We start from the raw sequence: 25,200 nt of genomic DNA, 5'->3' as shown, positions 1-25,200 counted from the left end.
CAAGTCTTGTGCTGTTTGTGCGGGCCTCATTGCCGGCAAGCCGGCTCCCACAGGTGCTCCACTGTTCCTAATGCTTGTGCAGTACCTGTGGGAGCCAAGTCTTGTGCTGTTTGTGCGGGCCTCATCGCCGGCAAGCCGGCTCCCACAGGTGCTCCACTGTTCCTAAGGCTTGTGCAGTACTTGTGGGAGCCAAGTCTTGTGCTGTTTGTGCGGGCCTCATTGCCGGCAAGCCGGCTCCCACAGGTGCTCCACTGTTCCTAAGGCTTGTGCAGTACTTGTGGGAGCTGGCTTGCCGGCGATAGGGCCAGTAGCCTTCACCGAGCCAGTGCGGCGGGACGTTGGGCTACCAGCGGCTCATGACTAGCTTCGCTTTCATCCTCGCCTTCCAAGCGCACCAGGTGGGCAGGCACACCAGTGGCCGCGCCCCAGTAGTAGATGCCCAGTGCGCAGATGGCCACGGCCACGGTGTCGAACGGGTGGCCGAGCACCCCCAGGCCACCGAAGCTGCCCAGCCACGACAGCAGGATGGTCACCGCGTAGAAGCCGATCAGCCACGCCGACGAGCGCACTTGCTGGGCCAGCGACAGGTGCTGGGTGGGCACGAAGCGTCTGCACAGCAGGTACAGCACGAACATCACGATCTGCAGGGCCAGCAGCCACGACACGGTGTTCCAGCCGGACCAGTAGACGATCAGCGCAGCGATGATGAAAGACAGCGGGCCGAGCACGCCCATGCCCTTGACCCGGAACGGGCGTGGCATACCCGGTGCGTTGCGGCGCAGGGCGGCGACGGTGACCGGGGCAACGGCGTAGCTCAGTACCAGGGCCGCGGAAACCACGTTGATCAGCGCCTCCCACGACGGGAATGGCAGGGTCCAGAACACCGACAGGCCAAAGGTAAGCCACAGCGCAGGGCGCGGGATGCCGGACTCTGCGTCGATGCGGGTGAAGTACTTGAAGAAGGTGCCGGTCTGCGCCCAGCCATAGACCACGCGTGGGGTGGCGTTCATGTAGATGTTGCCGCAGCCGCTGGGCGAGATCACCGCGTCGGCCACCACTAGGTAGGCCAGCCAGCCCACACCCAGGGCCAGGGCGATGTCACGGTAGGGCAGGGCCAGTTGCTTGGTCACGCTGGCCCAGCCGTCGGCCAGCATTTCGGTCGGCACGCTGCCAAGGAAGGCCAACTGCAGCAGGGCGTAAATCGCGGTGGACAGCAGCACCGAGAGGATCAGCGCAATCGGGATGGTGCGCTGCGGGTTCTTCACCTCGCTGGCTACTGAAATGATTGGCGTCAGGCCCAGGTAGGCGAAGATGATGCCACCGGCCGACACGGCCATTTCCACCCCGGACAAGCCGAATGGAGCAAAGCCCTGGACCTCGAAGTTTTCCGGCTTGAAGAAGGTGAACAGCACGCCGATCACCAGCAGCGGCACGATGAACTTGAACACGCTGACCAGGTTGTTGGCCTTGGCGAAGGTTTTCACGCTGCGGTAGTTGAGGAAGAAGAACAGCCCCAGTAGGGCGAACTGCACCAGCCAGCCGAGCACGGTCGGGTCGCTGGAGCCGGCCTTGGTCAGCCCGGGAAACCAGGCGGCGGCGTATTGGCGCGAGGCGACCACTTCGATGGCGATCAGGCTGGAAAAGGCGATCAGGGTGATGAAGCCCATCAGGTAGCCCAGCAGCGGGCCGTGCGAGTACACCGGGTAGCGCACCACGCCACCAGCGCGGGGCAGGGCGGCGCCGAGCTCGCAATAGACGATGCCCAGCAGCAATACGGCGAAGCCGCCGAGGAACCAGGAGAGGATGCCGGCCGGGCCGGCGATGGCCGAGACGTGGCTGGCGGCGAACAGCCAGCCGGAGCCGAAGATGGCGCCTAGGCCGATGAAGGTGAGGTCCAGCAATGACAACTGTTTCTTGAATTTGCCTGACATGGGTTCGCCTTTTTGTAGGTTTTGGATAGGCAGGTCTGATGTCACGAGATGCGGCTTTTCAGGCCGCGCTCTTGTAGGACTTGGGCGGCTTGCGTGGGGCATAGAGTGGACCGATCGGGGCGACGGTTCTTGATGCTTTTCTGCAAGGGGGATGACGAAATCGGCATAGTTGCAAAAAAGCAGTGGCGCGCTGGAAGGGCGCTGGATAGGCTGAAAGCCATACCGCATAAGGGCTGTAGAGATGTAATCGCAGTGCCTGCCTCTTCGCGGGCATGCCCGCTCCCACAGATACAGCACAGGGTTTGAAATTTGTGGGGCACCTGTGGGAGCGGGCGAGCCCGCGAAGAGGCAGGCGCTGCCAGCAGAGAACCGAAGATGACCGACAATCCCTTGGCAACCCTCTACCAGTCCCTCGACCAGCACCGCCCCGCCACCCTCGAGGCCCTGCTAGCCGGTGTATCCCTGCTACTGCCGATCCTCGACGCTATCCCCAACGCCGCGATCTTCATCAAGGACCCGGCCGCCCGCTACGTGCTGGCCAACAACACCCTGGTCCAGCGCTGCGGCCTCAAGCGCTTGCAGCCGCTGCTGGGCAAGACCAGCGCCGAAGTGTTCCCGGCACAGCTGGGCCCCGGCTACACCGAGCAGGACCGCCGCGTGCTCAAGGAAGGCCTGGTGCTGGAAGACCAGCTGGAGCTGCACCTGTACGGTAGCCGCGAGCCCGGCTGGTGCCTGACCCACAAGCGCCCGCTGTACAACCCTGCCTGCGAAATCATCGGCCTGGTCGGCATTTCGGTCGACCTGCAGTCAGCCGCCGACAGCCACCCCGCCTACCAACGCCTGGCGGCGGTGGACGAGTACATTCGCCTGCATTTCCACCAGCCGATCAGCATGCGTGAGCTGACCCGTATCGCCGGTATTTCCGTGGCCCAGCTGGAGCGCTACTGCAAGCGGGTGTTCCACCTCACGCCGCGGCAGATGATTCACAAGGCGCGCCTGGAGCATGCCCACCGCCTGCTGCATTCGGAACTGCCGATCACCGAAGTGGCAATGTGCTGTGGCTATACCGACCACAGCGCCTTCAGCCGCCAGTTCAAGCAACTGACCGGCTTTACCCCGCGTCAGTATCGCCAGGCGACCAGCGATCAGTTGGCCTGAAACAGCGCCCGCGCCTCGTCAAAGCACTGCTCGGCAATCGCCGAACGCGGCTCGCTGCGGCGCAGCAGCAGGCCGACCGGGCTGTGGATGGCGGCGTCGGCCACCGGCAGGATGCGCAGGTGCTCGCTGAGGTCCTCCAGGCCGCAGTGCAGCGGCATGATCGCGCAGCACATGCCGGTGTTGATGGCCTGGATCAGTTGGAAGGTCGAGTCGCTTTCCAGCACCGCATTCGGCTCCAGGCCGCGGCTGCGGAAGCTCAGGTCCAGCGACTGGCGGTAGTGCATGCCTTTGCTCAGCAACCCCAGCGGAATATCGCCAAGCTCGTCCCAGCACAGGGTGTCGCTGGCGAACTGGAAGTGCCGGGTGTCATGCAGCAGGCCCATGGTGGTGATGTCCAGCTCGATCACTTCGAAGAAGCTGGTGTTGATCTGGTCCAGGTAGCAGATGCCCAGGTCGAGCTGGTTGCGGCTGAGCCCGTCGATGATCTGTTCCGAGCTCAACGAACTGAGCTGGAAGTGCAGTTCGGGGTATTTTTCCCGCAGTGGCAGCAACAGGTGCATGGGGTTGAAGCTGGCCAGGGGCACCGTGCCCAGGCGCAGGCTGCCGACCACCTGGCCACGGCAGCTGGCGGCTTCGGCCTGCAGGCCGTCGTGGGCGGCGAGCAAGGTGCGGGCCCAGGCCAGGATGCGTTCGCCGGCCTCGGTGAAGCCTTCGAAGCGCTGGCCACGCTTGACCAGCACCAGGTCCAGTTCGTCTTCCAGGTTGCGCAGGCGCATGGACAGGGTCGGCTGGGTGATATGGCACAGCGCCGCCGCCTGGCCGAAGTGGCGGGTCTTGTCGAGGGCGATGAGGAACTTGAGCTGTTTGATGTCCATGGAAATGCCTGGCGTGCTGAGTGTGTTGACCTTAACCAAGTCTGCGGTGGCTGGCCATTTTTTGATGTTGCCTGTACTGGCCCTATCGCCGGCAAGCCCCCACAGGTACGGCGCAGGCCTTGAGGGCAGTGATATCCCTGTGGGAGCTGGCTTGCCGGCGATAGGGCCAGTACAGGCAGCGATAGACCTTGTCGATGGAACAGTTCGCCATATCGATTGGACGCCGCGGGGGCCATGCCTCTAGCGTGACCAAAATACATTCAAGGAGCTTCAATCGTGCGCGTCCAACCCGATGCGGTCTTCGTACCGCTGAACATCGCCGTGCTGACTGTCAGCGACACCCGTACCTACGACAATGACACCTCTGGCGAACTGCTGGCCAGCCGTTCGGTAGAGATCGGTCACCGCCTGGTGGCGCGGGCGCTGCTCAGGGATGACCTATACAAGATCCGCGCCCAGGTCGCCACCTGGATTGCCGATGAACAGGTGCAGGTGGTGCTGATCACTGGTGGCACCGGCTTTACCGGGCGCGACAGCACGCCGGAGGCGGTCGAGTGCCTGCTGGACAAACGTATCGATGGCTTTGGCGAGTTGTTCCGGGCTTTGTCGATTCTGGATATCGGCACTTCGACCGTGCAGAGCCGGGCCTTGGCCGGGTTGTCCAACCGGACGCTGGTGTGCTGCCTGCCAGGGTCCACCGGGGCCTGCCGTACGGCGTGGGAGGGAATCCTGGTGGAACAGCTGGATGCGCGGCACCGGCCGTGCAATTTCGTCAAGCACCTGCTGCCGATCGAGGCCTGTGCGAGCCGGGGCTGACCTTCAGCCTGTACCGGCCCTATCGCCGGCAAGCCAGCTCCCACAGGGACCACACAGATTTCAGAACCTGTGATACACCTGTGGGAGCAACTGTCTTGTATTGCCTGGACTGGCCTCATCGCCGGCAAGCCAGCTCCCACAGGTACTGCACAGGGCTTGAGGCCCATGCGGTCGAGGTGGGAGCTGGCTTGCCGGCGATAGGGCCCTTAGCTCAACACATGCCCCACCGGCAACAACGCCGGCGGCAACTGCTGTTCCCCCAACCCCGCCAGCACATCGCGCTCCACCGTGCGTACCAGGGCATCGGTCGGCAGGTCGTTCTCATCGCGCCCGAACGGGTCTTCCAGTTCGTTGCCTATCGCATCCAGCCCAAAGAACGTGTACCCGACGATGGTAGTGAACAGCGGCGCCAGCCAGCCCAGCGGCTCGGCCAGGGCAAACGGTAGCAGCAGGCAGAAAATGTAGATGGTGCGGTGCAGCAACAGCGTATAGGGGAACGGCAATGGCGTGCCCTTGATCCGCTCGCAGGTGGCCTGCACCTCGCTCAGGCCCACCAGCCGTTGTTCCAGCAGGCTGTAGCGCCAATCACTGATCTGCTCCCGTTCAGCCAGCCGCGAACATTGCCCGCCAACATCACCCAGAATGGCATCGCACACGTTGTGCGGGCTGATCGCGTCGGGCCGGGGCAGCCACGGCCGCGCGGCCGCCAATTCATCCTCGTTGCGCAGCCGCGCATTCAACGCATGGGCAAAACCGCACAGGCTGCGCAGCAGCTCGGCACGCAGTGCCGGGTCGGCGATCACCACGCTTTCACGTACGAACGAGCGGGTTTCGATGATCAGCTTGCCCCAGGCCTTGCGCCCCTCCCACCAGCGGTCGTAGCAGGCGTTGTTGCGAAAGCTCATGAAAATCGACAGTGACAGGCCCAGCAAGGTGAAGGGTGTGGCGCTGACCGGGTAGAAAAACGCTGGGAAGTGCCGTTCGACCAGCACGATCAGTGCGGCCAGCAGGGTCACCATCAGGCAGCGCAGCGCAATGCGCTTGACGATCGAACCCTTCAGGGTGAACAACACACGCAGCACATCAGGAGTAGGGTGGACGATCATGGAAATCCAGAGACGGCTGCCTAGCCGCCGGTCATGTTCATGAAGCGCAGGATCTGCACCTCGCCACCCACTTCGAAGTGATGGCGATAGGGTTTGAGGTGCAGTGAATCGCGGATGGCCTTTTCCAGGCGTTCAGGGTTGCCCGGGTGGGCGCGCAGCACGTGCTTGAGGTCTACCGAGTGTTCGTTGCCCAGGCACAGCAGCAGGCGGCCCTCGACGGTGAGGCGCACGCGGTTGCAGGTGGCGCAGAAGTTATGGCTGTGCGGCGAAATGAAGCCGACGCGGGTGCTGGCCGCTTCGGCCAAGCGCCAGTAACGGGCCGGGCCTTGGGACGACTCGGTCGATTCGATCAGGGTGAACTGTTCGGCCAGACGCGCACGTACTTCGTCGCTGGAGCAGAATGACTCGCCGCGCTGATGTTCGCTGATCACCCCCAGCGGCATTTCTTCGATGAAGGTGATGTCCAGCTCGCGGTCGATGGCAAAGCGCACCAGGTCGACCAGCTCATGGTCGTTGCGGCCCTTGAGCACCACGCAGTTGAGCTTGGTACGCTTGAACCCGGCCTGGCGGGCGGCGTCGATACCGGCGATTACCTGGTGCAGGTCGCCGGTGCGGGTCAGTTGCTTGAAACGCGCGGCATCCAGGCTGTCGAGGCTGATGTTCAGGCGCGACACGCCGGCGTCGAACAGCGGCTGGGCCAGGCGCCCGAGTTGCGAGCCGTTGCTGGTCAGGCACAGCTCGCGCAGGCCGGGCAGGGCGGCGATGCGCCCGCACAGCTCAACGATACCCTGGCGCACCAGTGGCTCGCCACCGGTGAGGCGGATCTTGCGGGTGCCAAGGGCGACGAAGCGCTCGGCCACCTGGAACAGTTCTTCGAGGCTGAGGATCTGCTGGCGCGGCAAAAACTGCATGTCTTCGGCCATGCAGTAGACACAACGGAAGTCGCAGCGGTCGGTGACCGACATCCGCAGGTAGTCGATTTTCCGGTTGAAGCCGTCGATCAGGGGCCGACTGTTCTGTTCCACGTTCGCGCTCGAATTTAGAATGGGTGGGGACACGACTCCAAGCTATAACCTGGCTGCGGGCCCGTCAAATTGCTTTGCCCGACTGCATGATCGATGGTCTCTATCAAGCTGCAGGCCAAGCATTTCAAAGCCTGGACCGCACCGCATCATTCGCGGGCATGCCCGCTCCCACAGGCAAACCGCAGGGCTGAGGTTCAAGGTAATCCTGTGGGAGCGGGCGTGCCCGCGAATGCTGCAACCCCATTCCCGGCCCATGATCGAAACCATCTATCACGCCGTAAGATCTTTCGATTGGACGCCCCTACCCCACGCTCCATAGGCTGAAAAAAAGCACCGCGCGTGAGGATTCATCGCATGAGCCAGGACGAACACATCAGGGACTACAAAGGCGCCGCCGCCGGCTGGGGGGCGCTGAAAAGCGTGACCAAGAGCTGGCTGGGCAGCGAAAATGCCTTCAAGAACCTGCGGGCCATGCTCAAGACCAACCAGAACGGCGGCTTCGACTGCCCCGGCTGCGCCTGGGGCGAGTCGCCGGAAAACGACATGGTCAAGTTCTGCGAAAACGGTGCCAAGGCGGTCAACTGGGAAGCCACTGGCCGCTCGGTGGACCCGGCGTTCTTCGCCAAGTACAGCGTCAGCGCCCTGGCCGAGCAGACCGACTACTGGCTGGAGTACCAGGGCCGCTTGACCCACCCGATGCGCTATGACGCGGCCACCGACCACTATGTCGAAACCAGCTGGGAAGAAGCCTTCGCCCTGATTGCCCAGCACCTGCGCGCACTCGCATCGCCCGATGAGGCCGAGTTCTACACCTCGGGGCGGGCCAGCAACGAGGCGGCGTTCCTCTACCAATTGTTCGTTCGCGCCTACGGCACCAACAACTTCCCCGACTGCTCCAACATGTGCCACGAGGCCAGCGGCGCAGGCATGTCGGAAACCCTCGGCGTAGGCAAAGGCACCGTGGTGTTCCACGACCTGGAGCTGGCCGACGCGATCTTCGTCATCGGCCAGAACCCTGGCACCAATCACCCGCGCATGCTCGAACCGCTGCGCGAGGCGGTGAAGCGCGGTGCCCAGGTGGTGTGCTTCAACCCGCTGAAAGAACGCGGCCTGGAGCGCTTTCAGCACCCGCAGCACCCGTTCGAGATGCTCAGCAATGGTTCCGAGCCGACCAACACCGCCTACTTCCGCCCGGCCCTGGGTGGCGACATGGCGGTGATGCGTGGCATCGCCAAGTATTTGTTGCAGTGGGAACGTGAGGCCCAGGCCAACGGCCAGCCGGCGGTGTTCGACCATGCCTTCATCGCCGAGCACACCAGCGGCGTCGACGCTTACCTGGAAATCGTGGATGCCACGCCCTGGGAGCATATCGTCGACCAGTCGGGGCTGACCCAGGCCGAGATCGAGCTGGCTGCGCGCATGTACCGCAAGGCCGAGCGGGTGATCATGTGCTGGGCCATGGGCGTCACCCAGCACCGCCATTCGATACCGACCGTACAGGAAATCGTCAACCTGCAGCTGTTGCGCGGCAACGTTGGCAAGCCCGGCGCCGGCCTGTCGCCGGTGCGTGGCCACAGCAACGTGCAGGGCGACCGCACCATGGGCATCGACGAAAAGCCCAAGCCAGCGCTGCTCGATGCCATCGAAAAACGCTTCCAGTTCCGTGTGCCGCGCGCCCACGGGCACAATGCGGTGCTGGCGATCAAGGCCATGGAGGAGGGGCAGGCCAAGGTGTTCATCGGCCTCGGTGGCAACTTTGCCCAGGCCACGCCAGACACCCCACGTACCCATGCAGCCATGCGCAAATGTGCGCTGACCGTGCAGATTTCCACCAAGCTCAACCGCTCGCACCTGGTCACCGGCCGCGATGCCTTGATCCTGCCATGCCTGGGCCGCACCGAAATCGACATGCAGGCCAGCGGGCCGCAAGGCGTGACCGTGGAGGACACCTTCAGCATGGTGCACATTTCCCACGGCCAGTTGCGCCCACGCTCGCCGCATTTGCGCTCGGAGCCGTGGATCATCGCCGGCATGGCCCAGGCGACCCTGGGTAAACAGCCGATCGATTGGGAATATGCCGTGGCCGACTACGGCCGCATCCGCAGCATGATTGCCGATGTAATCCCCGGCTTTGCCGATTTCAACGAGCGCCTGCAGCACCCGGGTGGTTTCCACCTGGGCAACAACGCCGCTGACCGTACCTGGCGCACGGCTACCGGCAAGGCGCGTTTCAGCCCGCACAAGCTGCCGGAGCAGTTAGTGAATGCCAAGGTGCTGGCCCGTGGTGACAAGCCCGACCTGATCCTGCAGACCCTGCGTTCGCACGACCAGTACAACACCACCCTGTATGGCCTGGACGACCGCTACCGCGGGGTGTTCGGCCTGCGCGAAGTGGTGTTCGTCAACGAGGCCGACATCCGCCGCCTGGGCTTCGAGCCGGGCGAGCAGGTGGACCTGGTGTCGCTGTGGGAGGATGGTGTGGAGCGGCGCGTGTCAGGGTTCCGCCTGGTGGCGTACGACGTGCCCGAGGGGCAGGCCGCGGCCTATTACCCGGAGACCAACCCGTTGGTGCCGCTGGAAAGTTATGGCGAGGGCACCTATACGCCGACCTCGAAGTTCGTGGCGATCAAGGTCGAGAAAGCCAAGCCCGGGAACCGGATTGCGGCGGTGTTGGCTTCGGACTGATTGGTTGCTTGAAAGGGCCCTATCGCCGGCAAGCCAGCTCCCACAGGTACTGCACAAGGCTCGGGCTCTGTGAGGTCCCTGTGGGAGCTGGCTTGCCGGCGATAGGGCCAGTACTGCCATACAGGAATCAGGAACGGTGCACCGGATAGGCCGTGGTGTACTTCATCTGTTCCATGGCAAAACTGGACGTGATGTTCGACAGCCCATCGGTACTGGTGATCAGCTTTTTATAAAACCGGTCATACGCCGCAATATCCCCCACCACCACCCGCAACATGTAATCCCAGTCCCCCGACATGCGGTAGAACTCCATCACCTCCTCGAACCCGGTCACGGTCGCGGCAAACTGCTCCAGCCAGGCACTGTCGTGGCGCTGGGTCTTGAGCTGGACGAACACCGTCAACCCCAGCCCCAGGCGTTCGGGGTCGAGCAGGGCGACGCGGCCGAGGATGTAGCCGTCTTCCTCCAGGCGCTTGACCCGCTTCCAGCACGGTGTGGTGGACAGGTTGACGGCCTCGGCCAGGTCCTTGAGCGAGATCGAGGCGTCGCGCTGAAGCAGGGTAAGAATGTGCTGGTCGAAACTGTCCATATCGCGCAGTGGCCGTGGAGAAAAATATTTCACAGATTACCCCAAGGCCGGAACAATTGTGTTGTGCGATAGTGGCAGCCTTAACTTTGCCAATGGGCCTGACCATGTCCGAAAAGCCGCGCAATTTTGCCACCCGTACCATCCACGCCGGCGACCAGTTCAGCGTCGCCGATAACGCTATTTTCCCGGCCATCGTCACCGCCAGCTCGTTCACCAAGCGCAGCCTGGACGACAAGCCGGAATACTCCTACAGCCGGGTCGGCAACCCCACCCGGCATGCCTACGAAACCTGTGTCGCCGCCCTGGAAGAAGGTGTAGGCGCGGTCGCCTGTGCGTCTGGCGTGAACGCCACGGCGACGGTGCTCGAACTGCTGCCCAAGGACGCCCATGTGGTGGTGATGAACGGCGTGTACGGTGGCACCTTCCGCATCCTGGAAGACTTCCGCAGCCGCACCTCGGGCCTGACCACCACCTATGTCGACCTCAACGACCTCGAGGCGGTGGCCGCCGCCATCAAGCCAGAAACCCAGCTGATCTGGATCGAATCGCCGACCAACCCGTTGCTGCACCTGGTCGATATCAAGGCGGTGTGCGACCTGGCCAAGGCGCGGGGCATCCTCACCTGCATCGACAATACCTTCTGCTCGCCCTGGAACCAGCGCCCGATCACCCTGGGCGTGGACCTGGTGATGCACTCGGCCAGCAAGTACATCGGCGGCCACTCCGACCTGACCGGTGGTGTGGTGGTGGCAGCCAACGATGCGCTGCTGGCGCGCCTGCGCCGTATCAGCATGGCGATTGGCGCGGTGCAGGGGCCGTTCGACTGCTACCTGGCCCTGCGCGGCCTGAAGACCCTGGATGTGCGTATGGAGCGCCAGTGTGCCAATGCCCTGCAGCTGGCGCGCTTCCTCGAAAGCCATGCGCAGGTCGAGCAGGTGTATTACCCAGGGCTGGAAAGCCACCCGCAGCATGAACTGTGCAAGCGCCAGATGCGCAGCGGCGGGGCGGTGGTGGCGATGAGGGTCAAGGGCGACCGGGCGGCACTCAACCGCCTGGTGGAAGCGCTGCAGATCTTTGTGCTGGCCGACTCGCTGGGCGGGGTGGAGAGCATGATCAACCACTCCTGGAGCATGTCGCACTGCTCGCTGAGCCCGGAGCAGAAGGGCCTGATGGGGATCAGCGAGAACCTGCTGCGGCTGTCGGTGGGGATCGAGGACTACCGCGACCTGATCGAGGACTTGGATGGTGCCCTGAAGGCTTCAGCGGCTGGCTAGTTAAAACGCAGTCTTGTGGGGCAACAGTCTTGTATTGCCTGGACTGGCCTCATTGCCGGCAAGCCAGCTCCCACAGGTGCTGCACAGGGCTTGAGGCCTATGTGGTCGAGGTGGGAGCAACTGTCTTCCTCAAAATCTAAACAGTTTGCGCGGTTCATGTGGGAGCTGGCTTGCCGGCGATGAGGCCAGTCCAGGCAATACAAGACAGTTGCTCCCACAGTGGCTGTGCAGGCCTACGCAATGAATCAGGATTTGGGCGGATGAATGATCCGTTCGATCTTGTCCTTGATCAGCAGCCGCTCCTTGCGCAGGCGGTTGACGGCTTCGTCGTTGGTACCGTTGCCTTCGGCGGCGACCACCTCCTTGTCCTTGGCGTTGTATTCCTTGTGCAGTGAATGCAGCGTCTGGTCCTTGTCCATCAGTGCCTGGAAATTGTCAGCGGTAATGTGCAGGTCAGCGAGCAGATCATGCGGAACTGGCATTTCTTCACCTCTGTCGGGGGGTTGGCGAATGGTCCTGACCTTTGAGGATAGTCGTCTTTGCGCAGGTAGGGGACTGGGGTAGTCTGTCGCCTCTCTCCAGTGACCCGGAACCTGCGCCATGCCTCACCTGAACCTGGAATACAGCGACAACCTGCGCGACTTGAACGTCGATACTTTGCTGCTACGCCTGAACCACGCCCTGGTCAGCAGTGGCCAGTTCGCCGACGAGGCCGACATCAAGAGCCGCGCCCAGGCCTTCAGCCAGTTTCGCGTGGGCACCTCGCCCAGCGAACGCGCCTTTGCCCATGTGCGCCTGGCCATCCTCAGCGGGCGCTCGTCGGAGGTGAAGACGCAACTGTCCGACAGCTTGCTGAACGTGCTGCGTGACGCCATCCCCGAGCAGGCCGGGCTGGACATCCAGCTGTGCGTGGAAGTGCTGGACATTGATCGTGAGCCGTACGCCAAGGCCAGAATTCTCCCGACCCAGGCCTGATTTTCAGCGAGCCGACCAGAATTCTGCCAGGTCCGGCCTTCCAACCCGATTGCATCCACATAGGTCAGAATTTCGTTATCTAAAGTGGGCGGCGGCAAAAACTGAGTGCAGCACCTGACCAATCCGGTACGGTGTTGCACTTAGTTTTTGCCGCCGCCTCTTGTTTATATGGCAAGAAAATTCTTACGTCATATGTAGGTGCTTCCTACAGGCGCTTCCCAAATATAAGTGTCTAGAGATAAATGTGTTGATCTATCGCATCGCTCGACGGTTACATAGGGGTATGGCGTTCCGGTGTGTGCGAGTGCGGAGTGATGTCAATGGCTCTGATCGCTCATTAAGTTAATTTGCGTGTTTCTGATGATTGGGCGATGGTCAGGCTATTTCGGCGATCGTCGTCATCTACAGCCTGGTTTACCTCAGTGCTTACCATGTGCACTGGCAGTCTAGGGATTAGGGTATTTGATAACACACGGATCATGCATGCCCGCGCGCCGATTCTGGATGAGTAGCGCAGGATTCTTACACGTAGTGGCATTGCGAACTTTTAGGAGTGTTGCAGCATGATCATCCGGGAAACTGAACCTCAGGATTGGGAAATACTGAGGTCCATTCGACTGCAGGCATTGTCAGCCTCGCCCACTGCATTCGGTGTCCGCTATGAGGATGCCGCCAACAATAGCGACGAGCGCTGGAAGGTTCTAGCCTCATCACAACATCCCCCCTATTTTTGGTTGGCGCTTGAGCAGGAAATGCCTGTCGGCATGGTAGGTGCCAGCCTTGATGAGCGGCGGCGTTTCACTCTGATCGGCATGTGGGTCAACCCTCAATGGCGGGGCACTGATATTGCGCAGCGCCTGGTGCAGCAAGTCAAGGCGCGGGCGACGAAGCTTGGCTTTGCGCACATCGTCCTAGGCGTTTCTCCCGAGAACGCGCGCGCAGTGCGCTTCTACCAGCGTCAAGGATTTGCCTTCATCGAGGAATACGAGTGGCTGAACAGTCATCCGTACATAAGGCTGCAACTGATGAAATGTTCAGACAGCGAGTGCTCTGAATCAGGGAATACCACGGTCTGATCCTGCTGCAACGCCTGGATGAGCTGATCCCCATCCTGCGCAGCAAGCAGGACAAGGTCGACACGGCCATGATCTACCTGGCCGACCATGGCGAGTCGCTGGGTGAGTACAACCTGTTCCTGCATGGCACGCCATACGCCATCGCCCCTGAACAGCAGAAGCACGTGCCGCTGCTGACCTGGTTCTCCGACAGCTACAAGGAGGACTTTGGCGTCGACACCGACTGCCTGGCCAAGCTCAGCGATGCCCCGCTGTCGCAGGACAACCTGTTTCACTCGATGCTTGGCCTGTTGCAGGTGCACACCGAGGTCTACCAGCAGTCGCTGGACATGTTCGCCAGCTGCCGGCCGTGGCTGGCGGCCAAGCGCTGAACTGTGGGAGCGGGCGTGCCCGCGAACACGGGCGAAGCCCGTGCCATCCACCGCGTCGCCTGCTTCGCGGGCATGCCCGCTCCCACAGGGCCAGGCATGCACAACAGCACCACTGATCGATATCAAGGATGGCTCAGGTTTCACCAGCAGGGCCCGCGCCGTATATACTGCGCGCCAATGTTAGTGGGAGAGCCTCGTGGCCATCGAAATACACTGGATCCGTGACGACCAGAGCCTGGCCGAACACTGCCGGGCCTGGCACGAACTGCCCTTCGTCGCCGTCGACACCGAATTCATGCGGGTCGACACCTTCTACCCGAAAGCCGGGCTGATCCAGGTCGGTGACGGCCAGCGCGCCTTCCTGATCGATCCGCTGCTGATCGGCAACTGGCAACCCCTGGCCGAGCTGCTGGAAGACAGCGGCGTGGTCAAGGTGCTGCATGCCTGCAGCGAAGACCTCGAAGTGCTGCTGCGCCTGACCGGCAAGCTGCCACAGCCGTTGTTCGATACGCAGCTGGCCGCCGGCTACCTGAACCTGGGCTTCTCCATGGGCTATTCGCGCCTGGTGCAGGACGTGCTGGGTATCGAGCTGCCCAAGGGCGAAACCCGCTCCGACTGGCTGCAGCGTCCGCTCTCCGAAACCCAGGTCAGCTATGCCGCCGAGGATGCCGTGCACCTGGCCGAGCTGTTCACTGCCCTGCGCCCACGCCTGTCCGACGACAAGTACGCCTGGGTGCTGGAGGACGGCGCCGAGCTGGTCGCGCAACTGCGCCGCGAAGTCGAGCCCGAGAGCCTGTACCGCGACATCAAGCTGGCCTGGAAGCTGGCCCCCCAGCAACTGGCGGTGCTGCGTGAGCTGTGTGCCTGGCGCGAGCGCGAAGCGCGCAACCGCGATGTGCCGCGCAACCGCATCCTCAAGGAACACTCGTTGTGGCCCATGGCCAAGAACCAGCCGAACAACCTCTCGGCGCTGGCCAAGATCGACGAGATGCACCCGCGCACCATTCGCCAGGACGGAGAGTTCCTCATCCAACTGATCAAGCGCGCCGCCAGCCTGCCCGCCGAGCAGTGGCCGCAGGCGCTGCCCGAGCCGCTGCCGATCGAGGCTGCCGGCATCCTCAAGCAACTGCGTGCCATCGGCCAGGCCGAAGGCGAACGGCTGGGCATTGCCCCCGAACTCATGCTGCGCAAGAAAGCCCTGGAAGCGCTGCTCAAGAGCGGTTACCCCAATGGCCCCTACCAACTGCCCGATTCGCTGCGCGGCTGGCGCCGCGAGCGCATGGGCCAGGCCCTGCTGGACAGCCTGGCAGGCGCCGGAGAAACCCGATGAAACGTATCTGCTCGATCTACAAGAGCCCCCGCAAGAACGAAATGTACCTGTACGTGCTCAAGGCCGAGGGCCTGGAGCGCGTGCCCGAAGGCCTGCTGCCGTTCTTCGGCACCCCCATGCACGCCTTCGACCTGGTGCTTACCCCCGAGCGCAAGCTGGCCCGCGAGGACATCGCCAAGGTGCTGGAGAACCTCGACAGCCAAGGCTACCACCTGCAGATGCCGCCGCCGGAAGACGACTACATCGAGCACCTGCCCGAAGAACTGCTGCGTCGTAACGACCCGGCCTGACCATGCGTGTACTGATTGCTGAGCATGATCATGCTCGATACGCCGAGCTTCTGCGTGAAGCCGCGCCTGAACTGGAAATCCTGACCAGTGGCGACTCCGCCGAACTGGCCCGCCAGGCGCCGCAGTGCCCGGTGTGGCTGGGCCAGCCGGACCTGCTGGCAAGCCTGCTGCGCCAGGGCCACAAGCCGGGCTGGGTGCAATCCACCTGGGCCGGCATCACCCCGTTGCTGGCCCAGGGCCTGCCGCGTGACTATCGCCTGAGCCGTGCGGTGGGCATCTTCGGCCAAGTGATGGCCGAGTACATGCTTACCTACATGCTCGGCCATGAGCGCGAGGTGCTGTCGCGCCTGGTCAGCCAGGTGGAACGGCGTTGGGACGACCGCCCGGGGCGTAGCCTGGAAGGGCGCAAGGTACTGATCGTCGGCACTGGCGACATTGGCCAGCGGGTGGCCGAGTTCCTCCAGCCGTTTGGTGTGGTGTTGTACGGCGTCGCCAGCAGCGCCCGTGAACAGGCGCCGTTCGTCGAGGTGGCGGCGCTGGCCGACCTGCCGCGTATGCTCGGCCAGGTCGATTACGTGCTCAACCTGCTGCCGGATACCCCGGCCACCCATGACCTGTACGACGCGGCGCTGTTCAAGTGCTTCCAGCCCACGGCGCTGTTCATCAATGCCGGGCGTGGTGTGGCAGTGGTCGATGCTGACCTAGTAGAAGCGTTGAAGCAGGGGCACCTGGCTGGGGCGGTGATCGATGTGTGCCGGCAGGAGCCGCTGCCCAGGCAGCACCCGTTCTGGACCGCGTGGGGCCTGCTGCTCACCGGGCACAGCTCGGCGCCCACCTCGCCGGCGGCGATGGTGCGGTTGTTCGTCGAGAATGTGCAGGCGTATGCGGCGGGGCAGGGGTTGCGGGGTGAAGTGGATTTCGACCGGGGGTATTGATTTGTAGTGCCTGTGCCGGCCCTTTCGCGGGCAAGCCCGCTCCTACAGCGACCGCACTGCTGGCGCAGATCGTTGTAGGAGCGGGCTTGCCCGCGAAGGGGCCAGTACAAGCTACCCAAACCTTACAGGCTGAAATCACCCTCGGCAGCCAGCTCGCTCAACGGCTTGCGCGGGCTCGGCACTTCGCGCGCCTGCAGTGCCTCGTCCAGGCTGGCCTTGTCACCCAGCTTGCCGATCGCCACCATGGCATGCAGCACGTAGCCTTCCGGAACCTTCAGTTCCTGGCGTGCCAGTTCCTGGTCGAAGCCGGCCATGCCATGGGTGTGCCAGCCGCTGATGCTGGCTTGCAGGGCCAGGTGCCCCCAGGCGGAACCGGTGTCGAAGGTGTGCCACAGGGCTGGTTTTTCTTCAGTGGCGCCCGGGGCGGCGAAGGTGGTCTTGGAAATGATCAGCACCAGCGCCGACGCCTGTTGCGCCCAGCTGCGGTTGAACGGCACCAGCAGGTTCAGGTAGCGCTCCCAGTTCGGCGTGTCGCGGCGGGCATACAGGAAGCGCCAAGGCTGCGAGTTGTACGCCGACGGTGCCCAGCGTGCGGCTTCGAGGAAGCTCAGCAGGGTCTCTTCGCTGATCGGCTCGGCGGTGAAGGCGCGTGGCGACCAGCGGTTGATGAACTGCTCGTTGATGGCGTAATCGGCAATGCGGGGGGTGGCGCTCATGGCGGCTCCTGCAAAAGGACGGGAAAAGCGCACGCTACTGCGTCCCGTCGTGACTGACAAGCGGTCTGGCTTTGCCGAAGGCCAGGCTCTAGACTGGCGCCGCCGCGCGCCGTGGCCCCAGGATGAATGCAGGAAACCCGTGTGATGATCGCTGATAGCGCGCCGTTCTGGCGGCGCAAGACCCTCGAACAACTCAGCCCGCAAGAGTGGGAGTCGCTGTGCGACGGCTGCGGCCTGTGCTGCCTGCAAAAGCTCGAGGACGAGGACGACAACAGCGTTTATTACACGCGCATCGCCTGCAAGCTGCTGGACCTCGATAGCTGCCAGTGCAGCGACTACCCCAACCGCTTCGCCCACGTGCCCGACTGCATCCAGCTCACCCCGGGCAAGGCCGACCAGTTCAAGTGGTTGCCGAGCACCTGCGGCTACCGCCTGGTCAGTGAGGGCAAGGACCTGCCGGCCTGGCACCACTTGGTCTGCGGCGACCGCCAGCAAGTCCATGAACAGCGCATTTCCCAGTCGGGGCGTATGCTCAGTGAGCACGATGTGGACGAAGACGACTGGGAAGACCACCTGATCTTCCGCGCCAGCTGACCGGCGCGGCCCGCTGCCACGGGGAAACAAGGAGTTTCTGTATGCGTTGCCAGCTGTTGTTGCTATTGGGCCTGATGGCCTGTTCGCCGGCCTGGGCGAAAAGGGTCGATCTCGACTACCAGGTGCGTCTGTTACCTGCCAGTGGCCAGGCTGAAGTGCGCCTGACCCTGGGCGAAGGCAGCGCCGTGCGCAGCCTGGACTTCGACCTGGGCAAGGCGGGGGTCTACAGTGGCTTCCAGGCCGATGGCCAATGGCAGTTGCAAGGCCAGCGCGGCGTGTGGCAGCCGGCAGCCGGCAAGACCAGCCTCAGCTACCGTGTGCAACTGGACCAGCAGCTCAGCAGCGGTGCCTATTCGTCGCGCATTACCCCGCACTGGGCGCTGTTCCTCGGCGACCAATTGGTACCGCCGGCGCGCCTCGACCAGCAGGACGGCACCGAGCTGGTGACGCGCCTGTCGTTCGACCTGCCCGAGGGCTGGAAGAGCATCGAGACCTCCTGGCCGCGCATCGGCAAGGACAAGTTCCGCATCGACAACGTTTCGCGCCTGTTCGACCGCCCGACCGGCTGGATGCTCGCCGGCGACCTGGGCAGCCGCCGGGCCCGCCTGGGCGATACCGAGGTGACCGTGGCCGCGCCGGTGGGGCAGGGCATGCGGCGCATGGACAGCCTGACCTTGCTGACGTTCATCTGGCCGCAGTTGCAGGCGGTGTTCCCGCGCAACCCGCCGAAACTATTGCTGGTCGGTGCCCGTGACGGCATGTGGCGCGGAGCCATGGCGGCGCAGGGTTCGTTGTACCTGCACAGTGCCCGGCCGATGGTCAGTGAGAATGGCAGCAGCCCGTTGTTGCGCGAAGTGGTGCAGTTGTTTGCGCAGATTCGTGGGCGCGACGGCAGTGACTGGCTGGTGGAGAGCCTGACCGACTATTACGCCAGCGAGTTGCTGCGCCGTTCGGGGGGCATGAGCGATGACCGTTACCAGGCCTGGCAGGCACGCCTGAGCAAGCGGGGCGCCAAGGTCACCCGGCTCAGGGGCGAGCACGCGAGCCCGGCCCAGGTGGCCCGCGGGGTGTTGCTGCTGCAGGCACTGGACAAGGAAATCCGCATTCATACCCAGGCCAAGCGTTCGCTGGACGATGTGGTGCGCGGGTTGATGCGCCTGCCCAGCGTCAGCACCGAAGAGTTCGTGCAGATCAGCGAGAACGTGCTGGGGCGACGCTCCGAGGTGCTGCAGACCAAGGCGCTGCGTTAGACATCTCTATCGCCTGTACTGGCCTCTTCGCGGGCACGCCCGCTCCCACAGGTACTGCACAGGCCTGCGATGTTCCCACAGCAATGAGGAACCCCTGTGGGAGCGGGCGTGCCCGCGAAGAGGCCGGCACAGGCAATGCAAAATCAACTGCCAGTCAACGGATCCTTCCCGGTCACTGTCACCCCCTCTGTAGCCGCCCTGGCACTGGCCTTCAACACCTCCAGCTCTGCCGCACTGCGCTCGATGTCCGCACGCAACCGCTGATACTCCTGCCGATGCCGCTGCCACCAGGCCTTGGTCGAGCAGTGCCCGCTGACCCCGCGCGCCACCGCCAGCCCACCGACCACCATCTGCAGCAAGCCGACCAGGCCACCATGGCGCAACCCCTTGCTGAACATCAGCGCCCCTCCGGCCAGCGAACCGACCCGTTCCAGGCCACGGACATTGTGCTGCGAAGTCGCAGCAGAGTGGATATCGAGCATGGCAAGCCCTCCTTGTGAAGTGTAAGCAACTGACCTGCCGGCCGCCGCCATCGTTCAGTCGGTACGCCGAGCGACATCCCGGTGTCGCGCGAAGGCTCTGTCATGCCTGTTTCAAGAGGGTGAATGTCATCTATGGTCAACTCCGTGGCGGATCCAGGCAACTTGACCGCCCCCCCGCTGGCGTACCGTGACCGGGCGCGAAGCTCATCCACGCTGGGTTTCGATCCAGGAGCTTCACGTCCCCACAAAGAAAACAAAAGCAGGGATCAGGATGACAATGACAAGCGCGAGTGGCGCCGGCAATCAGCTGGCGCAAGGCTTCAAGCAACGCCATGTAACCATGCTGTCCATCGCCGGGGTGATCGGTGCCGGGTTGTTCATCGGCTCCGGGCACGCCATCGCGGCGGCAGGCCCCTCGGCCATCGTCGCCTACGCCCTGGCCGGGGCGCTGGTGGTGCTGGTGATGCGCATGCTCGGGGAGATGGCCGTCGCCAGCCCCGATACCGGCTCGTTCTCCACCTATGCCGACCGCGCCATCGGCCGCTGGGCCGGCTTTACCATCGGCTGGCTGTACTGGTGGTTCTGGGTGCTGGTGATCCCCATCGAGGCCATCGCCGCCGGCGTGGTCCTCAATAACTGGTTCCCGCACATCGATGCCTGGTTCTTCGCCCTGAGCATGACCGTGCTGCTGACCGCCACCAATCTGTTCAGCGTGGCCAAGTACGGCGAATTCGAGTTCTGGTTCGCCATGCTCAAGGTCATCGCCATCGTCGCCTTCATCGCCTTGGGCGCCGCCGCCCTGGCCGGTGTGTTGCCCGGTCGCGAAGTCAGTGGCCTGCCACTGTTGCTGGAACAACAGGGCGGCTTCATGCCCAATGGCTGGACGGCAATCATCGGCGCCTTGCTGACCACCATGTTCAGCTACCTGGGCACCGAAGCGGTGACCATCGCCGCCTCTGAATCGAAAGACCCGGCACGCAACATCGCCAAGGCCACCCGCTCGGTAATCTGGCGTATCAGTGTGTTCTACCTGCTGTCGATCTTCGTGATCATCTCGGTGGTGCCATGGAACGACCCGCTGCTGCCGGTGCAGGGCTCGTACCAGCGCGCGCTGGAAATCATGAACATCCCCTACGCCAAGCAACTGGTGGACATGGTGGTGCTGGTGGCGGTGGCCAGTTGCCTGAACTCGTCGATCTACATCTCGTCGCGGATGCTCTACTCGCTGAGCAAGCGCGGTGATGCGCCAGGTTTCATCCAGCGTACCTCGAAGGTGGGCGTACCGCGTGCGGCGGTGATCGGCAGCACGCTGATCGGCATGCTGGCGACCATCGTCAACTACTTCGCCCCGGCTGAGGTGTTTGCCTTCCTGCTGGCCAGCTCCGGGTCGATTGCGTTGCTGGTGTACCTGGCGATTGCCTTCTCGCAACTGCGCATGCGCGCCATCCTGCAGCGGCAGAACGTCGAGATCGCCTTTCGCATGTGGCTGTATCCGTGGCTGACCTATGCGGTGATCGGCTTCATCATCTTTGCCCTAGGCACCATGTTCGTCATGCCCAAGCACCGTATGGAGGTGTCGCTGACCCTGGCGCTGGCGTTGGTGATCCTGGTGCTGGGGGTGATTACCAGCAAGCGGCATGCACAGCGGGAGGCCTTGGCGGCTGCCTGACCGGTGTGAATGACAGAGAGCCACCTGCCTGCAGGTGGCTTTTTTGTTTGTGCTGCTGGCCCTATCGCCGGCAAGCCAGCTCCTACAGGGACCCCACAGCTTTCAGGTCCTGTGCAGTCCCTGTGGGAGCTGGCTTGCCGGCGATAGGGCCGGTGCAAGCGGTGAAATTCTGGGTGTTTGTCTGATCTGGAGAATTTTCTGTCCGGTTTGGCAATGCAGCTTCAAGGGTGTTTAATCTCACCCCTGTACCCGCTGGAGCCCTTTAAAACCAAGGCCCAGACAGATTTTGCCGTTCATCGAAAATGCTGTAGACACATTGTCTAACAGTGCCCTATAGTCGTTATACAAATAGTAGACATAGTGCTATGACAACAAAGAAGGCCGCCATGAAAGCCATTGTCCAACCCGTCAGTGCAGAAGTGCCACAGGACCGCAAAGCCGTCCTCGCCGAAGCGCTGCGCCGCCGGATCCTCAGCATGGAACTGGCCCCAGGCGCGGTGGTGGACGAACTGGCCCTGTGCGACGAGTTCGGCCTGTCCCGCCCGCCAGTCCGCGAGCTGCTGCGCCAGATCGCCGCCGAAGGCTACATCGAGCTGGAGGCCAACCGCGCGCCACGTGTCGCCGCCATGAACCACGAGTCGCTGCACAGCTTCTACGTCGCCGCCCCGCTTATCTACGTTGCCACCACCCAGTTGGCCGCCACCTATGCCAGCAGCGAAGAAATCGAAGTGCTCAAAGGCATCCAGGCCCTGTTCCGCCGGGCCATCGAAGAGCGCGACGTGGAAAACCGCGTGCTCTACAACGACGCCTTCCACCTGGAAATCGGCAAGATGGCGCACAACGACTACCTGCTGCCGAGCCTGCGTCGCCTGCTGATCGACCACACCCGGCTGGGCAAGATCTTCTACCGCCACCCGACCACCGATGACATGCAGCGCGACCTCGAAATCGCCTGCGAGCAGCACGAACAGATGATCCAGGCCATCGAGCGCCGCGACCCGCAGGCCGCCGGGCAGCTGGTGCGCGAGCACTTCGAGCTGTCGCGCCGGCGCATGGCCGAGTACGCCGCACCGCAAGGGCTGGATGTGCCGATTCAGATATGAGTTACCCCGGTCATTGCCGCTGGCGTTGACCCCACGTCCGACAACGAGATCCAGGTTAGTGACATGACAAGAATAAGTTCGTTACCCGCCGATGATGCCACCTGTGGCTGGTATCACCTGAGCAAGCCTCGCACGCCAAGGCCGGCCCACAGTGGTCACAGCCAGGCGCGCTGGGTGGTGGTCGGTGCCGGTTTCACCGGCCTGGCCGCGGCGCGGCAGTTGGCAACGAACTTTCCGGACGATGAGATCGTGCTGGTCGAGGCCCAGGAGGTCGGCTTCGGCACCTCCGGGCGCAACGCCGGTTTCGCCATCGACCTGCCGCACGACATCGGCGCCGAGGACTACATTGGCGACATCGACATCGCCAAGACCGTGCTCAAGCTCAACCTGGGCGGCCAGGCGTATCTCAAGGAGCTGATCGAGCGCTACGACATCGAGTGCCAGTTCCGCCACTGCGGCAAATACCAGGCGGCCATCGAAGACCGCGGCATCGCCGTGCTGGACGCCTACCGCCGTGGCCTGGACAAGCTCGGCCAGCCCTACGAAGTGATCGAAGGCCGCGACCTGCCCGAGCACATCGGCACGCACTTCTACCGCAAAGGCCTGTTCACCCCGGGCACCGCCTTGCTACAGCCCTCGGCGCTGGTCAAAGGCCTGGCCGACAGCCTGCCGGGCAACGTATCACTGTACGAACACACGCCGATCACCGACGTCGAGTACGGCGACAAGGTGGTGCTGCGCCACGCCAACGGTTCGATCACCGCTGACAAGCTGGTGCTCACCACCAACGCCTTCGGCATGAGCTTCGGCTTCCTCAAGGGCCGCATGTTGCCGGTATTCACCTACGGCAGTATCACCCGCCCGCTGACCGAGGAAGAGCAGGCGCGTCTGGGCGGCAAACCCTACTGGGGCGTGATCCCGGCCGACCCGTTCGGCACCACCATGCGCCGTACCGTCGACAACCGCCTGCTGATCCGCAACAGCTTCAGCTACAACCCCGATGGGCGCAGCAACCGCAAGTACCTGGAGCGCTTCGTCCAGCGCCACCGTGAATCGTTCGCCCGCCGCTTCCCGATGTTGCCCGGGGTGAACTTTGAATATACCTGGGGCGGTGCACTGGCATTGTCGCGTAACCACATGGGCTTCTTTGGCAAGTTGGCACCCAATGTGGTGGGCGCCTTGTGCTGTAACGGCCTGGGCGTTACCCGTGGCACCGTCACCGGCAAGTTGCTGGCCGACTGGCTGGCTGGTGACAAGAACGAACTGATCGAGTTTCTGCTCAATGCCCCCGGGCCTTGTGCGAATCCACCGCAGCCCCTGGTTTCCCTGGGGTTGAACGCCAACCTGATGTGGGGGCAATTCCGCGCTGGCAAAGAAAGCTGACCGTTATCCCAGTTAGGCCATAAACCATTCAACGCCGGCTTGTAGTTTGCCGGCACGGGCTCGCTTTGCCCGAATTCGATGATCGAGATGAGTATTCCGATCACCCGGGGCTGAACGCTGTTTTCAGTTTCGCGGATGCGCTCGCCTTGAATATGTGCATGTAGAAGAAGTAGCAGGAACCAATAATGACAAGTCCGAATATTTCGATTGAAGATGTACCGATCAACAAGTTCCACCAGTTGCTGACCCTGCGTTCTGGTGGCGGCTCGTTCGTCGATGGCTATGTCCTGAGCATCATCGGCGTGGCCATGGTGCAGATGTCTGTCGGCCTCAGCTTGAGCAGCTTCTGGCAGGGCATGATCGCCGCCTCGGCGCTGATCGGTATTTTCTTCGGCGGCTTCTTCGGTGGCTGGTTGACTGACCGTTTCGGCCGCAAGCGCGTGTTCTTCGTCGGCCCGACCCTGTTCGTCCTGGCCTCGCTCGCGCAGTTCTGGGTGGAGTCGGCGATGGCCCTGTTCCTGCTGCGCTTTGCCATCGGCATCGCGGTGGGCATCGAATACCCGGTCGCCACCTCGCTGCTGGTGGAGTTCCTGCCGAAGAAGAACCGTGGCCCACGCCTGGCCACCCTGACCGTGCTGTGGTTTGCCGGTGCGGCCACGGCCTATATGGTCGGTGAGGCGATCCTGCGCCACGGCGGCGACGATGCATGGCGCCTGGTGCTGGCCAGTGCCGCGGTGATCGGCGCGCTGCTGTTCGCCATTCGCCTGGGTACCCCGGAATCCCCGCGCTGGCTGATCAGCAAGGGGCGTTCGGCGGAAGCCGAGCAGGTGATAAAACGCGTGTATGGCAGCGGCTTCTCGCTGAAGAACCTGCCGGAAGAGCCCAAGGCCCGCAAGCTGTCGTTCCTCAGCCTGCTGCACTCCGGCTACGGCAAGCGCATGCTGTTCGTCACCATGTTCTGGACCTGTTCGGTGATCCCGGTGTTCGCCGTGTACGCTTTCGCCCCGAAAGTGTTGGGCGCGCTCAACCTGAAAGGTGATTGGGCGTCGATCGGCTCGGTGGCCATCACCTGCCTGTTCGTGGTCGGCTGCATCATCGGCACCCGCTTGCTGAACACCATCGGCCGTCGCACCACGCTGCTGCACAGCTTCTTCTGGTCGGGGCTGGCGTTGCTCGGCCTGGGCGCCTTCAGCAACGGCAGCGAGATGCTCATCCTGGCGCTGTTCGGTGCCTATGCACTGTTCATCGGTGGCGCCCAGGTGCTGCAGCTGGTCTACCCCAACGAACTGTTCCCCACCGAAATCCGTGCCGGCGCCGTGGGCGTGGGCACTTCCATGTCGCGGGTCGGTGCCGCGGTCGGCACCTGGCTGGTGCCCATCGCCCTCGACAGCTATGGCATCGGCGCCACCATGTATGCCGCCGCCGTCGTGACTTTCGTCGGCCTGGCCTTCTCGGTTGCCCTGGCCCCGGAAACCCGTTCGCTGAACCTGCAACAAGCGGCTTCACTGAACTGAACCCATGCAACCCGCCGCAGCGTGGTTGTGCTGTGGCCTTTACAACACTGAGC

Annotated in this window: 23 protein-coding genes and 1 pseudogene; 16 read left to right on the top strand and 8 right to left on the bottom strand. The window is 63.2% G+C overall.

The features are described 5' to 3' along the window. Positions 1-314: 314 nt before the first annotated feature. Entirely contained in the window at positions 315-1,931 is a 1,617-nt protein-coding gene (locus tag TZ03_RS17780; protein WP_051099517.1) for an APC family permease, read from the bottom strand. Positions 1,932-2,306: 375 nt separating this feature from the next. On the opposite strand from TZ03_RS17780, the gene TZ03_RS17775 reads away from it, so the two are divergent. Beyond that, the gene (locus TZ03_RS17775) at positions 2,307-3,089 is read left to right on the top strand and encodes an AraC family transcriptional regulator (protein WP_051099516.1); all 783 of its coding nucleotides are present in this window, start codon (positions 2,307-2,309) and stop codon (positions 3,087-3,089) included. On the opposite strand, the gene TZ03_RS17770 is transcribed toward TZ03_RS17775, so the two are convergent. Beyond that, entirely contained in the window at positions 3,077-3,964 is an 888-nt protein-coding gene (locus tag TZ03_RS17770) for a LysR family transcriptional regulator (protein WP_051099515.1), read from the bottom strand. The two genes, TZ03_RS17775 and TZ03_RS17770, sit on opposite strands and share 13 nt — an antisense overlap. Before the next feature lie 276 nt (positions 3,965-4,240). Here TZ03_RS17770 and moaB point away from each other — a divergent pair, with 276 nt between their 5' ends. Beyond that, entirely contained in the window at positions 4,241-4,780 is a 540-nt protein-coding gene (moaB, locus tag TZ03_RS17765; protein ID WP_051099514.1) for a molybdenum cofactor biosynthesis protein B, read from the top strand. A gap of 206 nt (positions 4,781-4,986) precedes the next feature. On the opposite strand, the gene TZ03_RS17760 is transcribed toward moaB, so the two are convergent. Both TZ03_RS17760 and moaA read right to left on the bottom strand, forming a co-directional pair. Then, positions 4,987-5,886 carry a bestrophin family protein gene (locus TZ03_RS17760; protein WP_051099513.1) on the bottom strand — a complete coding sequence of 300 codons (900 nt, stop codon included), beginning with the start codon at positions 5,884-5,886 and terminating at the stop codon, positions 4,987-4,989. A gap of 20 nt (positions 5,887-5,906) precedes the next feature. Next, complete coding sequence (moaA, locus tag TZ03_RS17755) at positions 5,907-6,911, bottom strand: GTP 3',8-cyclase MoaA (protein ID WP_082056649.1); 1,005 nt, start codon at positions 6,909-6,911, stop codon at positions 5,907-5,909. A 354-nt stretch (positions 6,912-7,265) separates the two neighbouring features. On the opposite strand from moaA, the gene TZ03_RS17750 reads away from it, so the two are divergent. Further along, the gene (locus TZ03_RS17750) at positions 7,266-9,596 is read left to right on the top strand and encodes an FdhF/YdeP family oxidoreductase (RefSeq protein WP_051099512.1); all 2,331 of its coding nucleotides are present in this window, start codon (positions 7,266-7,268) and stop codon (positions 9,594-9,596) included. A gap of 127 nt (positions 9,597-9,723) precedes the next feature. Here the strand turns inward: TZ03_RS17750 and TZ03_RS17745 are convergent, their stop codons facing one another. Next, the gene (locus TZ03_RS17745; protein ID WP_051099511.1) at positions 9,724-10,185 is read right to left on the bottom strand and encodes an Lrp/AsnC family transcriptional regulator; all 462 of its coding nucleotides are present in this window, start codon (positions 10,183-10,185) and stop codon (positions 9,724-9,726) included. Positions 10,186-10,277: 92 nt separating this feature from the next. Here TZ03_RS17745 and TZ03_RS17740 point away from each other — a divergent pair, with 92 nt between their 5' ends. Continuing rightward, entirely contained in the window at positions 10,278-11,459 is a 1,182-nt protein-coding gene (locus tag TZ03_RS17740) for a trans-sulfuration enzyme family protein (protein WP_051099510.1), read from the top strand. A 245-nt stretch (positions 11,460-11,704) separates the two neighbouring features. Here TZ03_RS17740 and TZ03_RS17735 read toward each other — a convergent pair whose 3' ends face one another. Beyond that, the gene (locus TZ03_RS17735; RefSeq protein WP_051099509.1) at positions 11,705-11,941 is read right to left on the bottom strand and encodes a YdcH family protein; all 237 of its coding nucleotides are present in this window, start codon (positions 11,939-11,941) and stop codon (positions 11,705-11,707) included. Positions 11,942-12,059: 118 nt separating this feature from the next. Between TZ03_RS17735 and TZ03_RS17730 the strand changes: the two genes are divergently transcribed. The 6 genes and pseudogenes from TZ03_RS17730 (at position 12,060) to TZ03_RS17705 (ending at position 16,436) form a co-directional block, all read left to right on the top strand. Next, on the top strand, positions 12,060-12,434 hold the full coding sequence (locus TZ03_RS17730) for a 5-carboxymethyl-2-hydroxymuconate Delta-isomerase (RefSeq protein WP_051099508.1): 375 nt from the start codon (positions 12,060-12,062) through the stop codon (positions 12,432-12,434). A gap of 563 nt (positions 12,435-12,997) precedes the next feature. Next, positions 12,998-13,510, top strand: coding sequence for a GNAT family N-acetyltransferase (locus tag TZ03_RS17725; RefSeq protein ID WP_082056648.1), 513 nt, complete (start codon positions 12,998-13,000; stop codon positions 13,508-13,510). A gap of 14 nt (positions 13,511-13,524) precedes the next feature. After that, positions 13,525-13,881 (top strand): annotated as a pseudogene (locus TZ03_RS17720) (sulfatase-like hydrolase/transferase); the annotation flags it as partial. Between the two features lie 196 nt (positions 13,882-14,077). Beyond that, the gene (gene rnd, locus TZ03_RS17715; protein WP_051099506.1) at positions 14,078-15,211 is read left to right on the top strand and encodes a ribonuclease D; all 1,134 of its coding nucleotides are present in this window, start codon (positions 14,078-14,080) and stop codon (positions 15,209-15,211) included. Further along, positions 15,208-15,501, top strand: coding sequence for a YcgL domain-containing protein (locus TZ03_RS17710; RefSeq protein ID WP_051099505.1), 294 nt, complete (start codon positions 15,208-15,210; stop codon positions 15,499-15,501). The genes rnd and TZ03_RS17710 overlap by 4 nt, the downstream gene beginning before the upstream one ends. Before the next feature lie 2 nt (positions 15,502-15,503). Continuing rightward, positions 15,504-16,436, top strand: a complete 933-nt coding sequence (locus tag TZ03_RS17705; protein WP_051099504.1) for a D-2-hydroxyacid dehydrogenase — start codon at positions 15,504-15,506, stop codon at positions 16,434-16,436. Positions 16,437-16,558: 122 nt separating this feature from the next. On the opposite strand, the gene TZ03_RS17700 is transcribed toward TZ03_RS17705, so the two are convergent. Beyond that, the gene (locus TZ03_RS17700) at positions 16,559-17,152 is read right to left on the bottom strand and encodes a nitroreductase family protein (RefSeq protein ID WP_051099503.1); all 594 of its coding nucleotides are present in this window, start codon (positions 17,150-17,152) and stop codon (positions 16,559-16,561) included. A 144-nt stretch (positions 17,153-17,296) separates the two neighbouring features. Here TZ03_RS17700 and TZ03_RS17695 point away from each other — a divergent pair, with 144 nt between their 5' ends. Both TZ03_RS17695 and TZ03_RS17690 read left to right on the top strand, forming a co-directional pair. Then, complete coding sequence (locus TZ03_RS17695) at positions 17,297-17,746, top strand: YcgN family cysteine cluster protein (RefSeq protein ID WP_051099526.1); 450 nt, start codon at positions 17,297-17,299, stop codon at positions 17,744-17,746. Between the two features lie 41 nt (positions 17,747-17,787). Then, entirely contained in the window at positions 17,788-18,996 is a 1,209-nt protein-coding gene (locus tag TZ03_RS17690; protein WP_051099502.1) for a hypothetical protein, read from the top strand. A 143-nt stretch (positions 18,997-19,139) separates the two neighbouring features. Here TZ03_RS17690 and TZ03_RS17685 read toward each other — a convergent pair whose 3' ends face one another. Then, positions 19,140-19,478 carry a DUF2892 domain-containing protein gene (locus TZ03_RS17685; protein ID WP_051099501.1) on the bottom strand — a complete coding sequence of 113 codons (339 nt, stop codon included), beginning with the start codon at positions 19,476-19,478 and terminating at the stop codon, positions 19,140-19,142. Positions 19,479-19,749: 271 nt separating this feature from the next. On the opposite strand from TZ03_RS17685, the gene gabP reads away from it, so the two are divergent. The 4 genes from gabP (at position 19,750) to TZ03_RS17665 (ending at position 25,147) form a co-directional block, all read left to right on the top strand. After that, positions 19,750-21,147: a GABA permease gene (gabP, locus tag TZ03_RS17680; protein WP_051099500.1), complete on the top strand. Its 1,398-nt coding sequence runs from the start codon at positions 19,750-19,752 to the stop codon at positions 21,145-21,147. 386 nt (positions 21,148-21,533) lie between these two features. Continuing rightward, positions 21,534-22,250, top strand: coding sequence for a GntR family transcriptional regulator (locus TZ03_RS17675; RefSeq protein WP_051099499.1), 717 nt, complete (start codon positions 21,534-21,536; stop codon positions 22,248-22,250). 63 nt (positions 22,251-22,313) lie between these two features. Continuing rightward, complete coding sequence (locus TZ03_RS17670; protein ID WP_051099498.1) at positions 22,314-23,633, top strand: NAD(P)/FAD-dependent oxidoreductase; 1,320 nt, start codon at positions 22,314-22,316, stop codon at positions 23,631-23,633. A gap of 185 nt (positions 23,634-23,818) precedes the next feature. Then, positions 23,819-25,147: an MFS transporter gene (locus tag TZ03_RS17665; RefSeq protein WP_051099497.1), complete on the top strand. Its 1,329-nt coding sequence runs from the start codon at positions 23,819-23,821 to the stop codon at positions 25,145-25,147. Positions 25,148-25,200 lie beyond the last annotated feature (53 nt).

The sequence above is a fragment of the Pseudomonas sp. 10-1B genome (assembly GCF_000935045.1).
In the GTDB taxonomy this organism is placed as follows: Bacteria; Pseudomonadota; Gammaproteobacteria; order Pseudomonadales; family Pseudomonadaceae; genus Aquipseudomonas.
Note: the sequence above shows the minus strand (reverse complement) of the source record. Positions and strands in the feature narration are given on the sequence as shown.

Bases quoted from the DNA above. Each gene is read 5' to 3' on its own strand.
- TZ03_RS17780 (WP_051099517.1), bottom strand. From the start codon at position 1,931: ATGTCAGGCAAATTCAAGAAACAGTTGTCATTGCTGGACCTCACCTTC.
- TZ03_RS17775 (WP_051099516.1), top strand. From the start codon at position 2,307: ATGACCGACAATCCCTTGGCAACCCTCTACCAGTCCCTCGACCAGCAC.
- TZ03_RS17770 (WP_051099515.1), bottom strand. From the start codon at position 3,964: ATGGACATCAAACAGCTCAAGTTCCTCATCGCCCTCGACAAGACCCGC.
- TZ03_RS17760 (WP_051099513.1), bottom strand. From the start codon at position 5,886: ATGATCGTCCACCCTACTCCTGATGTGCTGCGTGTGTTGTTCACCCTG.
- TZ03_RS17750 (WP_051099512.1), top strand. From the start codon at position 7,266: ATGAGCCAGGACGAACACATCAGGGACTACAAAGGCGCCGCCGCCGGC.
- TZ03_RS17745 (WP_051099511.1), bottom strand. From the start codon at position 10,185: ATGGACAGTTTCGACCAGCACATTCTTACCCTGCTTCAGCGCGACGCC.
- TZ03_RS17740 (WP_051099510.1), top strand. From the start codon at position 10,278: ATGGGCCTGACCATGTCCGAAAAGCCGCGCAATTTTGCCACCCGTACC.
- TZ03_RS17735 (WP_051099509.1), bottom strand. From the start codon at position 11,941: ATGCCAGTTCCGCATGATCTGCTCGCTGACCTGCACATTACCGCTGAC.
- TZ03_RS17730 (WP_051099508.1), top strand. From the start codon at position 12,060: ATGCCTCACCTGAACCTGGAATACAGCGACAACCTGCGCGACTTGAAC.
- TZ03_RS17725 (WP_082056648.1), top strand. From the start codon at position 12,998: ATGATCATCCGGGAAACTGAACCTCAGGATTGGGAAATACTGAGGTCC.
- TZ03_RS17710 (WP_051099505.1), top strand. From the start codon at position 15,208: ATGAAACGTATCTGCTCGATCTACAAGAGCCCCCGCAAGAACGAAATG.
- TZ03_RS17705 (WP_051099504.1), top strand. From the start codon at position 15,504: ATGCGTGTACTGATTGCTGAGCATGATCATGCTCGATACGCCGAGCTT.
- TZ03_RS17700 (WP_051099503.1), bottom strand. From the start codon at position 17,152: ATGAGCGCCACCCCCCGCATTGCCGATTACGCCATCAACGAGCAGTTC.
- TZ03_RS17695 (WP_051099526.1), top strand. From the start codon at position 17,297: ATGATCGCTGATAGCGCGCCGTTCTGGCGGCGCAAGACCCTCGAACAA.
- TZ03_RS17690 (WP_051099502.1), top strand. From the start codon at position 17,788: ATGCGTTGCCAGCTGTTGTTGCTATTGGGCCTGATGGCCTGTTCGCCG.
- TZ03_RS17685 (WP_051099501.1), bottom strand. From the start codon at position 19,478: ATGCTCGATATCCACTCTGCTGCGACTTCGCAGCACAATGTCCGTGGC.
- gabP (WP_051099500.1), top strand. From the start codon at position 19,750: ATGACAATGACAAGCGCGAGTGGCGCCGGCAATCAGCTGGCGCAAGGC.
- TZ03_RS17675 (WP_051099499.1), top strand. From the start codon at position 21,534: ATGAAAGCCATTGTCCAACCCGTCAGTGCAGAAGTGCCACAGGACCGC.
- TZ03_RS17670 (WP_051099498.1), top strand. From the start codon at position 22,314: ATGACAAGAATAAGTTCGTTACCCGCCGATGATGCCACCTGTGGCTGG.
- TZ03_RS17665 (WP_051099497.1), top strand. From the start codon at position 23,819: ATGACAAGTCCGAATATTTCGATTGAAGATGTACCGATCAACAAGTTC.